11 protein-coding genes are annotated in these 12,821 nt (G+C 57.9%); 6 read left to right on the top strand and 5 right to left on the bottom strand.

All coding sequences use genetic code 11. From position 1 onward, the window contains the following. Positions 1 to 223 precede the first annotated feature (223 nt). From AC6I8P_RS09215 to AC6I8P_RS09225, 3 genes are all read left to right on the top strand, one after another. On the top strand, positions 224 to 1,060 hold the full coding sequence (locus tag AC6I8P_RS09215; protein WP_136547640.1) for an MBL fold metallo-hydrolase: 837 nt from the start codon (positions 224 to 226) through the stop codon (positions 1,058 to 1,060). 115 nt (positions 1,061 to 1,175) lie between these two features. Then, a complete protein-coding gene (locus AC6I8P_RS09220; RefSeq protein ID WP_021505986.1) occupies positions 1,176 to 1,598 on the top strand; it encodes a DUF2231 domain-containing protein in 423 nt (140 codons plus the stop codon). Beyond that, positions 1,595 to 2,890, top strand: coding sequence for a PQQ-dependent sugar dehydrogenase (locus AC6I8P_RS09225; RefSeq protein WP_021505987.1), 1,296 nt, complete (start codon positions 1,595 to 1,597; stop codon positions 2,888 to 2,890). Before AC6I8P_RS09220 ends, AC6I8P_RS09225 begins: the two co-directional genes overlap by 4 nt. A gap of 527 nt (positions 2,891 to 3,417) precedes the next feature. On the opposite strand, the gene AC6I8P_RS09230 is transcribed toward AC6I8P_RS09225, so the two are convergent. After that, entirely contained in the window at positions 3,418 to 4,311 is an 894-nt protein-coding gene (locus AC6I8P_RS09230) for a LysR family transcriptional regulator (protein ID WP_058758595.1), read from the bottom strand. 102 nt (positions 4,312 to 4,413) lie between these two features. On the opposite strand from AC6I8P_RS09230, the gene AC6I8P_RS09235 reads away from it, so the two are divergent. Next, entirely contained in the window at positions 4,414 to 5,508 is a 1,095-nt protein-coding gene (locus AC6I8P_RS09235; RefSeq protein WP_498031134.1) for an oxidoreductase, read from the top strand. A gap of 186 nt (positions 5,509 to 5,694) precedes the next feature. Here the strand turns inward: AC6I8P_RS09235 and AC6I8P_RS09240 are convergent, their stop codons facing one another. Further along, positions 5,695 to 6,597, bottom strand: coding sequence for a ParB/Srx family N-terminal domain-containing protein (locus tag AC6I8P_RS09240; protein ID WP_264251684.1), 903 nt, complete (start codon positions 6,595 to 6,597; stop codon positions 5,695 to 5,697). 137 nt (positions 6,598 to 6,734) lie between these two features. Between AC6I8P_RS09240 and AC6I8P_RS09245 the strand changes: the two genes are divergently transcribed. Next, entirely contained in the window at positions 6,735 to 7,367 is a 633-nt protein-coding gene (locus AC6I8P_RS09245; protein WP_215480325.1) for a DapH/DapD/GlmU-related protein, read from the top strand. 3 nt (positions 7,368 to 7,370) lie between these two features. Here the strand turns inward: AC6I8P_RS09245 and AC6I8P_RS09250 are convergent, their stop codons facing one another. The 3 genes from AC6I8P_RS09250 to AC6I8P_RS09260 form a co-directional block, all read right to left on the bottom strand. Then, positions 7,371 to 8,690, bottom strand: a complete 1,320-nt coding sequence (locus AC6I8P_RS09250; RefSeq protein ID WP_215480941.1) for an MFS transporter — start codon at positions 8,688 to 8,690, stop codon at positions 7,371 to 7,373. 201 nt (positions 8,691 to 8,891) lie between these two features. Next, complete coding sequence (locus AC6I8P_RS09255; RefSeq protein WP_498031135.1) at positions 8,892 to 9,860, bottom strand: GT-D fold domain-containing glycosyltransferase; 969 nt, start codon at positions 9,858 to 9,860, stop codon at positions 8,892 to 8,894. A 235-nt stretch (positions 9,861 to 10,095) separates the two neighbouring features. Next, positions 10,096 to 10,236 carry a hypothetical protein gene (locus AC6I8P_RS09260; protein ID WP_185749236.1) on the bottom strand — a complete coding sequence of 47 codons (141 nt, stop codon included), beginning with the start codon at positions 10,234 to 10,236 and terminating at the stop codon, positions 10,096 to 10,098. A 195-nt stretch (positions 10,237 to 10,431) separates the two neighbouring features. Here AC6I8P_RS09260 and AC6I8P_RS09265 point away from each other — a divergent pair, with 195 nt between their 5' ends. Continuing rightward, positions 10,432 to 12,792, top strand: coding sequence for a membrane-bound PQQ-dependent dehydrogenase, glucose/quinate/shikimate family (locus AC6I8P_RS09265; RefSeq protein ID WP_125308627.1), 2,361 nt, complete (start codon positions 10,432 to 10,434; stop codon positions 12,790 to 12,792). Positions 12,793 to 12,821 lie beyond the last annotated feature (29 nt).

The raw sequence follows: 12,821 nt of genomic DNA on the forward strand, positions 1-12,821 counted from the left end.
GTAGCGTGAATAACCTTGCGCTGCGGTTATTTTTTTTGCTCATTAAAAATCCGCATTCAATATTTCAATGCATTGAAATTAAATGAGTAATAAATAAAGCGATAAATGAATGACTCTGGATTGTTTGCAATTGCCATCATCATGGCACATATATGTTAAATCACTTTTTTATTTATTCATTTAATAACGGCGCGCTCGCGCCATTTTATTTTGGGGGAGAACAATGCGAATTCATCACCTCAACTGTGGCTGCATGTGCCCGCTCGGTGGCGCGTTATTCGATGGTTTCAGCAAAGGTCCGTTTGCTGAACTGGTGTGCCATTGCTTACTGCTGGAAACTGACCGTCACGGTTTAATCCTCGTGGATACCGGTCTGGGCACGCAGGATATGCGCCATCCTGACCGCCGCCTGTCGGGCTTTTTCCGCGCGCTGAATAATATTCGCTATAACGAGCAGCTCAGCGCGCTGGCACAGATTCAGCTGCTGGGTTTTCGCCCGGAAGATGTGCGCCACATTATTCTGACCCACCTCGATTTTGACCACGCCGGCGGCATCAGTGATTTTCCGGCCGCCCGCATTCATCTGCTGCAGCGTGAACTGGATACCGTAACCCAGGCGGGCGACAGCAGCTGGCTGGCGCGTCAGCGGTTTCGCCCACAGCAGTGGACTGCGCACGATGGCTGGCGCGGTTACGCCAGCGGCGGTGAGCGCTGGTATGGCTTTGATGCGGTGAAGGCGGTCGACGATCTCAGCGATGAAATTCTGCTAGTGCCGCTGCCGGGACATACGCTGGGCCATGCGGGTGTGGCGATTCGTCACCAGGGCGGCTGGCTGCTGCATGGCGGCGACGCCTGGTTTTATCGCGGTGAAATGTACCACAGCCAGCGCCACTGTACGCCAGGCCTGCGCGCCTATCAGCGCCTGATGTGCAGTGACCGCGCCGCCTGGCACAGCAATCAGCAGCGGCTGCGTGAACTGTCACTGCAGCACGCGCAAGAGGTGCAACTGTTCTGCAGCCACGACGCGCAGGAACTGAACCAGTTCCGTCGGCACGGTTAACTTTTTGTGCGGGCTGTGCGCATGACTCTTTATCTTTACTAATATTTCTCAGGCGTGCGAAGCGATGCCTGGCCGGATCGCTCTCGCCTGGAAAAACTGTGATAGGGAGAGTGCGATGTACCATACCTCGGGACGCTCGGTTGTTGGCGTGACGCTGTTTACCCTGCTTGAGCCGTTGCCGCTGGGCTTTTTCTTTGCTGCCTGGCTGTTTGATATTATCTATCTGCAAACCTTCATCGTCATGTGGACCAAAGCCGCCAGCTGGCTGATCGCCATCGGGCTGGTGCTGGCGATTGTGCCGCGACTAATCAGCCTGATTCATTTATTCCGTGGCGCACCTGCCGCAGAGAAAACTCATTTCTGGCTGTCGCTGCTGGCGATCGTGCTGGCCATCGTCAACGCATTCATTCACAGCCGCGATGCCTATGCGGTGGTGCCGATGGGCGTAACGCTCTCCACCCTGGTGGTGGTGGTGTTGCTGATAGCGAATCTGCAGCTGGCGCTGCGCGAGCGTCGTTTACAGGGAGGTCGCCCATGAAATTTCGTGTAATGAGTGCGCTGGGGATTGCGGTACTGCTGAGCGCCTGCGACAGCGGATCGGACCTCGATCCGCAACGGCAAATCGGCCCTGATCCGCAGCTGCCGCAGGCTAAAAACTTCTTTATGCCGCCGATGCAGGTGCCGGAAGGCACCGCGTGGAAAGAGGGCGAGACACCAAAAGTGGCCGACGGCCTGAAGATCGAGAAAATCCCGGCCAGCCTGATGCACCCGCGCCAGCTGTATGTGCTGCCGAATGGCGACGTGCTGGTGGCAGAAGCCAACGGGGTGAAAAACCCGGTCACGGCACCGAAAGAATTGATCATGAGCCTGGTGCAGAAATCTTCCGGCAAAGGTGGCCCGGGCGGCAACCGCATCACGCTGCTGCGCAACGTTAACGGCAAGTGGGAACAGCACCGGTTCATCGAAAACCTCAATGCGCCGTTTGGCATGCAGCTGATTGGCAATACGCTGTATGTGGCTAACGCCGACAGCCTGGTGAAATTCCCTTACCAGACCGGCGAAACCGAAATCCGTACGCCGCCGGAAGAGGTGACGTCGCTGCCGGGCGGTGAGCTGAATCACCACTGGACCAAAGCGCTGCTCGCCAGTCCGGACGGCAGCAAACTATACGTCGGTGTCGGCTCCAACAGTAACATCACCGAGAACGGTATCGGCGCAGAGTATGGCCGCGCGGCGGTGTGGGAAGTGGACGCCGCAACCGGTGCCAGCCGCATTTATGCCAGCGGCATCCGCAATCCTACCGGTCTGCAGTGGGAGCCGCAAAGTGGCAAGCTGTGGGCCATCGCCAACGAGCGTGACGAAATCGGGTCGGATCTGGTGCCGGATTACCTGACCTCCGTGCAGGACAAAGGTTTCTACGGCTGGCCGTACAGCTACTTTGGTCAGCACGTCGACGAGCGCGCACAGCCGCAGCGGCCGGATCTGGTCGCGAAAGCCATCAAACCGGACTATGCGCTGAGCTCACACGTGGCACCGCTCGGCCTGCTGTTCTATGGCGCGGATAATATGCCGCAGTACCGCGGCGGGGCCTTCATCAGTGAACACGGCAGCTGGAACCGCACGCCGCTCAACGGCTATAAAGTGATTTGGGTGAAATTTGAAAACGGCAAACCGGTCGGGCAACCGCAGACGGTGGTGTCAGGATTCCTCACCGACGATCAGAAGCAGGTACGCGGTTTGCCGGTAGGACTGGCGACGGATAATCAGGGCGGGGTGTTGATTGCCGACGATGCCGGCAACGCGATCTGGCGTATCAGCGCCGCACAGTAGGGCCATCGCAGGTAATAAAAAAGGATTTGGCCAGGTCGCCAAATCCTTTTTTTATGTTCGTCACCCGGCTGGTAACCGCGCTCGGAACGGGGTGCTCAGCACTCCTCACAAAAGGAATGATAAAATGTGCAGCGAAAGATTTCAAGTTTCGCTAAAATACTGTATGATTATACAGGTGTTGAGCGCGGCGGATGCTTATTGTTTTCTGATGACTCCAGGGGCGCGGATAGTCAAACCCCGGCAGGTTTCAGGTGGTGCTGGCCTGTGGCTTTCACAATGAGTGCCGCTCAGCGCTCCTCACAGATGTGCTTAGGCGGTCGGCGGGTAGAGTCAGGGCCCCGAAAGCTGAACAGCGCGCTCCTGTCAGAGGAGAAGGAAAGTGATGGAACTTGTTCGATTACTCCTGGACCTGGTCCGGGTGATCCTGCAAATCATCGTTGCCCTTTTGCAACTGACCGGTCAGGCGCACTGACCGGAACTTGAAACAAGGCGGAGCTCACCTCTCCGCCTTTTTTCGTACGTCCGCGTCACGCGCCGGGCCGGCTTTGCTGTTGCATCGCCTGTCTGAGCGCCGCAACAAACACGCTAACGCGCGCCGGCAGGTGGCGCGTGGTGGGAAACAGCGCCCACACGCCCAGCATCTGCGGCTGCGCGTCCTCCAGTTCCAGCGCCACCAGTTCGCCGGATGCCAGCTCTTCCCGCACATCCCACTCAGAAAGCTGCGCGATGCCGCTGCCGGCCACGCACAGCGCACGCACCCCTTCGACATTGCTGCCGCTGAAGCGTCCGTCAACGCTCAGGCTGGAGAGATGGCCGTCCACCATAAAACTCCACTGCACCACATTCGACAGGCGCAGACAGTGGTGTTGATGCAGATCCGCCAGATGACGCGGCGTGCCGAAGCGTTGCAGATAGCCTGGAGCCGCACACAGCCGGCGCGGGTTATCGGCCAGACGGTGTGCCACCAGGCGGGAATCGCGCAGCGGGGCGATGCGAATCGCGACATCAAAGCCCAGCCCGACAATGTCCGTGACATCGTCGCTGAGCTGAAACTCAACGCGCAGCCCGGGGTTTTGCTCCATCAGTGACGGCAGCAGCGGAATGATGGTGCGGCGGCCAAACCCCGTAGGCGCGGTGATGCGCAGCTGGCCGGTGGCCCCCTGTTTATCGGGCGCGAACAGGTTGCGTGCGCTCTGTTCGGTCTCGGCCAGCGTTCTGGCATAAGGAAGAAACTCTTCGCCTTCATCGGTGAGGGCAATGGCGCGCGTGGTGCGATGCAGCAGCCGTACGCCGAGATCCTCCTCCAGTGAGGCCAGCCGGCGCGACACGGTCATAGTGGTGGTGCCGAGCCGCCGCGCCGCCTGCGTCAGGCTGCGGGTTTGCGACACCATCAGAAAAACATCAATATCCCGGGAGTTCATTGTAACGGTTTCCGTTAAGCAGACGTATCATAATCGGTCATTTTTGCCACAATGGCGACTCACTATAATGGCTCCTGATGATAATTTATTTCAGAGCGCCAAATGTCCGACAAACACCTGTTTCAGAGCAGTACGCTTAACCACCTCTATTTAACCAATCGCCTGATGGTAGCACCGATGACGCGCATCTCCGCCAGCGTGGACGGTGTCCCGGGCGAGCGTATGCAGCAGTACTACACGCGTTTTGCCCGCGGTGGCTTTGGCGCAGTAATCACCGAAGGCCTCTACATTGATGAAGCCTGGTCACAGACTTACGCTTTTCAGGCCGGGCTGGTCAATCGCCAGCAGATCGCCGGCTGGCGGGCCATCACCGACAGCGTGCACCAGCACGGCAGCAAAATCATTGCACAGCTGATGCACGCCGGTGCGATATCGCAGGGCAATATTTACCGGCGCGATACGCTGGCGCCTTCGGCGATCCCGCCACGTGGCGAACAACTGCGGTTTTACCATGGCCACGGCGCTTATCCGTTGCCGCGCGCCATGAGCGATGCGCAGATTGAGCAGGTGATTGACGCCTTTGCTGACAGCGCGGCGCGTGCCATTGAGGCAGCCGGTTTTGACGGCATTGAAATTCACGCGGCCAACGGTTATCTGCTCGATCAGTTCTTTACCGATTACACCAACCAGCGCAGCGACCGCTGGGGCGGCGATATTATCGCAAGACTGACGCTGACGCGGGAGGTGATCGCCGCGGTGCGTCAGCGCATCGGTGCCAACGTCACGCTGGGCGTGCGGATTTCTCAGGGGAAAGTGAATGATTTTACGCATAAATGGCAGGAGGGCGCTGCCGGAGCGCGCCAGGTGTTTGCGCTGCTTGCCGACTCAGGTATCGATTATCTGCACCTGACCGAGCATGATGCGTTGCAGCCAGCGTTCGCGGACGCGGCAGAGTCGCTGCTACAGCTGGCGCGCCAGGCTGCGCCACAGTTGCCGGTGGTGATCAACGGGTCGCTGTCAGATGCCGAACGCGCCGGCATGGCGTTGTATCAGGGCGCAGATTATGTGGCGCTGGGCAAAAGCGCGCTGGCCAACCCGGACTGGCCACTGCGCGTTCGCCACGGCCAGCCGCTGCGCGCCTTCGATCAAAACCTGCTGGCACCGTCCGCGGATGTTAAAAACAGCGAGCTGGTATAACCGCCGTTTTCGGTTGCCATCCATGGCGACCCTGCCACAACGGCTCAAAACGCATGCCCGCGCACCAGCAGCAATGGTGTGGGGTTTTGTCGGGTGCGCATTGATGCGCACCAGCAGCAATAGTGTGTAATTTTGTAGGGTGCGCATTGATGAGCACCTGGATAAACCCAACACTACCCAGCCCGCTTAACGTTTAAACGCCCAGCTCAGCTTACCGTTATCGGCGCTTAACTTGTGCAGCGCCTTCTGGTTCACCGCGTCTCTGGCACCGAGCGCCTTTGCCGTCAGCGGACCGCTATCACTCTGCGCAATCACCGTATCCTTCGGCACGCTCACCATCTTCTCCGCCACCTTTTTCACCGCTGCGGCGTAGCCGTCGCGGTCGCGCAGGTTGAACGCTTTCAGCGGCAGTTCCCGGCTCAGCCACTGTCCCCAGAAGAATTCCAGGAACGGCGGCGGATTGTCTGGCTTATCGAAGCCGATATCGCGCACAAAATAGATCAGCGAACGATACTCATCATCCTGCATATGCTGGCGACCCAGCTCCTGCGGCAGCGCTTCAGGGGCGATTTTACCGTTTGGCGTCTCCAGCCACACCAGATGTGCCGCCGCCATTTTCTGCCAGAAAGCAGCCTGGCTTTTCAGCGGGCGGAAGTCATCGGTAATGCGCACCTGCACCGGCGTTGACAGGCCGGCCATGTCCGCAAAGTTGCTGAACGTATGGTGGCCATCAGTCAGGTACAGTTGATTATCCGGGCCGATCACCGCGGTTTTCATCGGGCCGGGTTCGCTGCCGACCGGCGCCTTACAGCTGAAACTGGCCGGATCGCGCAGGGTGGAGCGCGGCGTGAAACTTTTCACCCCTTTTTGTCCCATACTTTCGCAATAGTCATCGAACAGCTTTTCCGGATCGGCCTGATAACGATGCTGCTTGTAATCCAGCTGGCGGTAACCAATGGCGGCCTGAGTGGGATGCAGCTGCGCCAGTTCGACCTGCACAATTTCTCCGGCTTTGATGTCGGGCGGCAGGGCGGCAAAGGCGGGGGCGGTACTGAATAGCAAGGCTAATAACGGCAGGGACGCTTTCATTCCATTTTCTCCTGAAGATCTCCCGGTGGAGCAACACGATAGCATTCCTGTCATCTTCCCGCTCTAGTGTTGTGGCTCGCGGTTGCGTTGAGGCAACCACTCATCCAGACATCTGACCACAACGGAGCACCTGCTTTATGATTTCTGCCACACAGCATCCCGCTAAACTGCAACACACCGCCATCGATCCCAGCGTCCGTCTGCGCGACACGCAGATTGGCCAGCAGTGTGAAATTCTGGCGCACAGTTATCTGGAATACAGCGAACTGGGTGATTTTTCCTACCTTGGGGAACACTGCTGCGTGGCGGATGCGCAGATTGGCCGCTTCACGGCCATCGCCAATCAGGTGCGTATCGGGGCACCGAATCATCCGATGGATCGCGCCTCACAGCATCGCTTCACCTACTGCCCGGAGTATTACGACAGCCGCGCGCAGCGCGATGCCGGTTTCTTCGCCGGACGCCGTGCCGATCGGGTGATCATTGGTCACGATGTGTGGATCGGTCACGGCGTGATTGTCCTGCCTGGCGTGACGGTCGGTAACGGCGCCGTGCTGGCGGCCGGGGCGGTGGTGAGTAAAGATGTGCCGCCTTACACCATCGCCGGAGGTGTGCCGGCGAAACCGATTCGCGCCCGTTTCAGTGCCGACATCGCGGCGCAGCTGCAGGCGATTGCCTGGTGGAACTGGCCGCTGGAGAAGCTGATGGCACACCTGGCGGATTTTCAGTCGCCGGATATCGCCGCCTTCTGCCAGCGGCACGGGCGATAACCCTTACACAGCCTGCTGCGCGGCGGCTGGCGGCGCATCGGCTTGCAGGCGTTTCTCCGGCTGCAGCAGCGTCATGGCCAGCATGCTGCCAAAGGCGATACAGGCGGTGACGGTAAACATGGCGTTATAACCGTAGTACTGCGCCAGCCAGCCGCACAGCATCGGTGAAATGATCGACGCGAGGTTGGCGATGGCCAGCGTCATGCCGCTGAAGGTGCCGACCGATGCCTTCGGCGTCACGTCAATCACGACCGACCAGTAGACGTTATTCACCAGCGCATTGAGCGCGTTGCCGAGCGTCATCAGCGCGATAATCCCGGCAGCAGATCCGACCCAGGGAATGGCCATAAAGCAGCAGGCGGTGGCGCACAGCGTCACGGCGGCAAACAGGTTGCGCGCCAGCCGCAGATTGTTAAAGCGCGCCAGCAGGCGATCGGCGATGCGCCCGCCCAGCAGCACCGTCAGGCAGGCACCGCTCCACGGGATCATCGCCACATACCACAGCGAGTGCAGGTCATAGTGGAAATTATCCTGCAGATATTTCGGCAGCCAGGTCACCAGGGTAAAGGTGATGTAGAGGAAACTGAAATAGCCCAGCGCGTTGCACACCAGCGTGCGGCAGGTGAAGAAGCGCCACCACGGCAGCGCGCCTTCGTCCTGCGGCTGCTGGCGTTGCCCGGCAATGATCAGCTGACGCTCGACGGCATTGGCGCGCGGATGTTGCTGTGGCGTATCAGTAAAGTGGCGGGCAAACAGCAGCATCGCCAGCAGTGAAAACGCGCCGAGCAGCATAAACATCATGCGCCAGTCGTTGGTGAGCAGCAGCAGTCCGACGGCAATCGGTGCGGTCAGCAGCGAACCCACCTGGGTGCTCAGCAGGCCAATTCCCAGCGCGAAACCGCGTTCGTTATCCGGTGCCCAGTGGGCGATGGTTTTGTTCATCAACGCGTAGGCCGGCCCTTCGCTGAAGCCAAACAGCACGCGCAGTGCAGCAAACCCCATGATCGCCGAGCCGCCAAACAGCGCCATGCCCAGCTCTCCGGCCCAGGCAGTGGCGATCTCCAGCAGCGACCACAGAATGCCGGCCATCAGCCAGACCTTTTTGGTGCCCAGCCGGTCGGCAAGGAAGCCGCCGCACAGCGACCCGAACAGATAGCCAAAGCCAAAGTAGCCCAGCACGGCACCGAGTTGCACTTTACTGAAGTGAAATTCCTGCGAGATGGCGTTGGCGGCGAACGACAGCGCACCGCGGTCGATGTAGTTAATCAGTGCGATGAGAAACAGCAGCGAGAAAATGGTGTAGCGGGTTGAGGACGCTTTCATCATACGACTCCTGAAAATGAACACAGGAATCATTAAGCAAAGGTAATGCCAGATTGCTAAGGCTGCTAACTAATTAGTGTCCGCCATGCCATAGTGCCCGCGCCGCCGCAGTGGGAACCATCGCGCTGGCTAATAAATACCCGCTATCTGAGCGTGCTGCACCAAACCGATCGCCGGCACGATCGGTTACGGTGCGCTGCATCACACTGTCGGCTGCGTGACCACCGCGGCACTGCGGAGTGGCTCCTGACCTAAACCGACGTGCAGCAGAATCTGGCTGCGGTAATGCGCATCCGCTTCATGCTGCTCGTCACTCTGTAATAGACCGACCTCATTCACATTTTTCCCCGCGACCTGCACCTTGGTGCGTGCCGCGCTGCGCATCCACTCATACTCAATATCGATATGGCCGGTATCAATGCAGCGAATGCCGTGCTGACTGAGGTCGTAAGCCAGCACGGTTGCCGTCGGGCCAAGGGAGATCAATACCATGTCGAAATCGCGCGCGTGCGCCAGCACATTACTGTATAGCTCGTTATAAACCGAAAAGGCGTTACGGTTGAGGGTGGTAATGCGCCGGATCTGCCGTGCGCCATCCAGCAGATCGTTACCGAGACCAAGGCGCGTGCCGCTACCCTCAACAATCAGAATTTTTTTATCGTGAAACAGCTGTTTAAATTTGGCAAAAATACGTGCCGCCGGCTGTTTATCTTTATAATCATGATAAGGTCGTGTTACCGACGTATTACCATAGCGATAGCCTTTCTTTAATAAATGCTCATAGTGGCGAAAGAAAAACGCTTTATGAAAAAACCAGAAAAGCGCTGAGCCAAAACGCATATTCCCGGTGCCGCGAAAGGCATCAGGCATACACAGCAGACAGCGATTATCGCTCTGCGTGCCACGGCGCAGGATCTCTTTCAGGCGAATGGAGAGGCGTTCATCAAAAGACTGAAAGCCAATATTCTTAAATAGCGTCATTTCCAGTTCCCCATCCCCATAGCGGCACACTGAGAGCTGGTCATTGCTGAGCAGCAGGTCGATGGTCTGTTCTGCTGACAGGACCTGGTATTGACGGGCGTGCGCATTGGCCACGGGAAATTTAATGGCAGCGTGTGTGAGTTTAAATGGAAAACGTAATTTGCGATAAAAAGCGTCTGCGCTGATCATAATAACCTTCTTTTTATAAGCGGCTTTGCCGCAGAGCAGTCAGATAATATATATCACCGATTAATTTGGCAGAGAGGCTAAGGAAACTCTCAAAATAAGAAACACACTATTTCATTTATCAATGTCACCGCGCCGGAAAGACGCTATTTTTAGGGCAAAGCGCAGCGTTGGCTGCTTTTTTAGCATCAGGTTCTGACATGACCAGGACAAATCGCATTTGTACGCCACTAATCAATTAAATAATTTCACCAGAAATACGTGTGCCGACAAATTGCAGGCTGCCCGGCAGCACGCCTGTCGCGCCTTGAGTCATATCGCCTGCTGCGTTATCAAAAAATGCGGATTTTCCTGATGATTGATTAATTTCCTCCAACAAAATTGAAACGTGATTTCACTCACACTACGAGCGAAGCGGGGCGCAGCAGGAAGGAGCAGAGCTACATTGATAAGCGGCACTAACGACACGCCGCCAGGCAGATTTTTAACTAACGGTTACGTAAGTTAAGATTTTGTTGAGTTTATGTGTCTTTAGTTTGGGGTGGTTAATAATGATGAGCGTTGAGGGATTCGCATGATAAACAAACTGACCAGTCTCGTGCTGGCGATTCTGGGTGTTGCGCTGCTCTATATGGGCGGCAAGCTGCTGATGATGGGCGGCAGCGCATTTTACGCATTGATGGCGGTGGGATTACTGATCACCGCCATTTTACTGTTCCGCAATCAGCGCAGCGCGTTAAGCCTGTATGCGGTGCTGATGTGGATCACGCTGGCATGGATGATCTGGGAAGTCGGCTTCGACAAGTGGCAGTGGATCCCGCGCGGCGATCTGTTTGGCGTGATCGGCCTGTGGCTGGCGATGCCGTGGGTGGTCAAACCGCTGTATCAGGGACAGCGTCGCTTCCACGGCCTGCTCGGCAGCACGGTGGCCATCATGATTATACTGGTGATTGGATTATGCTTTTACGATCCGCTGCCGCAGGCCGGCACCATCACCAATGCGCGTGAACAAAACAGCGAGCAGGGTGCGAGCGCTGACTGGACCGCCTACGGCGGCACCGCCGACGGCCTGCGTTTCTCCGCCCTGAATCAGATCACCAAAGAGAACGTGCGCAATCTCGAAGTGGCCTGGACCTATCACACCGGCGATCTGCGTCAGGATAACGATGCCACCGAATACACCTTCGAAGCCACGCCGCTGAAAGCCAACGGCATGCTCTATTTCTGTACGCCGCACAATGAGGTCCACGCGCTCGATCCGCAGAGTGGTGCGGTGAAGTGGAAATACACGCCGGCGAAAGATCGTTCTTATCTGCAGCAGCATCAGACCTGCCGTGGCGTCAGCTATTACGCGGGCGCACCGGTTGCCGCACAGGACACGGCGGCGACGCCGGCGATGTGCCGCAAGCGCATCTTTAACGCCACCACCGATGCCCGGCTGATTGCGCTGGATGCCGACAGCGGCAAACTGTGCGCCGATTTTGGCAACAACGGTGTGGTAGATCTGCATGCCAATATGGGTGAAGTTCGTCCACACGCGCTGATGCAGACCGCCGCGCCGCTGGTCGCGGGCAATCTGGTGATTGTCGGTGGCTCGGTAATGGACAACGGCTTCAACAGCGGTAACCCCTCTGGCGTAATTCGCGCCTATGATGTGCAGAGTGGTCGTCTGGTGTGGAACTTTGATCCGGCTAATCCGCAAAATACCGCGCCGATAGCTGCTGGCCAGAGCTATCCGCAGGATACGCCGGTGGCCTGGGGTACGCTGAGCGCCGACCTGAAAAACGGCCTGGTGTATGTGCCATTTGGCAACGCCTCGCCGGATGAACTGGGCATTGAGCGCGATGCCAACAGCAACACTGAAAAATTCCGTGATGCGTTAGTGGCGCTCGATCTGCAGACCGGTGCGTTCAAATGGCGCTATCAGAGCTCCCATCACGATCTGTGGGACCGCGATAATCCGTCACAGCCGTCGCTGGTCGATATCGATTATCAGGGCCAGAAACAGCCGGTGGTGATCCTGCCGACCAAAACCGGCAACCTGTTTGTGCTCAATCGCCTGACCGGCCAGCCGGTTTATCCGGTTAACGACGTGAAGGTTTCGACGGAAGGCGGCGTGCCGGGCGAGAAATTCGCCGCCACCCAGCCGGTATCCAGCCTGAACTTTATTCCGCAGCCGCTGACTGAGAAGTCAATGTGGGGCATCACGCCGTTTGATCAAATGGCCTGCCGTATGGATTTCCGCAGCCTGCGCTATGACGGCAATCCGTGGACGCCAGCCACAGAAGGCGGCTCGCTGGTGTTCCCGGGCAATATCGGGGTATTTAACTGGGGATCGGTGGCGGTTGATCCGCAGCGTCAGATGCTGATTGCCGCACCGGTGCGCCTTGCCTACAAATACAACCTGATCAAGCGTACGCCCGCCACGGCGACGGAGCGCCTGTTCACCAAAGATGGCCAGCCTTACTGGAACGAAAACTTCCACGGTGATTACGCCATCCACATCCAGCAGCTGGCCTCCGGTCTCGGTATTCCGTGCATTGCACCGCCGTGGGGCCGCATGGTCGGCGTGGATTTGAAAACCGGCAAAACCGAATGGCTGCGTCGCGTTGGCACCACAAAAAACCTGAAAACCAGCTTCATGCCGGGCCGCTTCCCGATTGGCTTCCCGATGGGCATGGTGGCGCACGGCGGGCCACTGCTGACGGCCGGCGATCTGGTGTTCCACGGTGCGACCGCAGATAACTTCATTCGCGCCTATGACAGCACCACCGGCGAACTGCTGTGGCAGCAGGAGCTTAGCGCCGGCGCACAGGCGACACCATCCACTTACATGGGCAGCGACGGTAAGCAGTACGTGGTGATTGCCGCAGGCGGTCACGGTTCGCTCGGCACCAAAGCCGGCGACAGCGTGGTGGCGTTCCGTCTGAAATAATCCTGTCGATGCAAAAAAGGCGCCCGCGG

The sequence above is a fragment of the gamma proteobacterium symbiont of Lampromicra miyakona genome, from assembly GCF_059730895.1.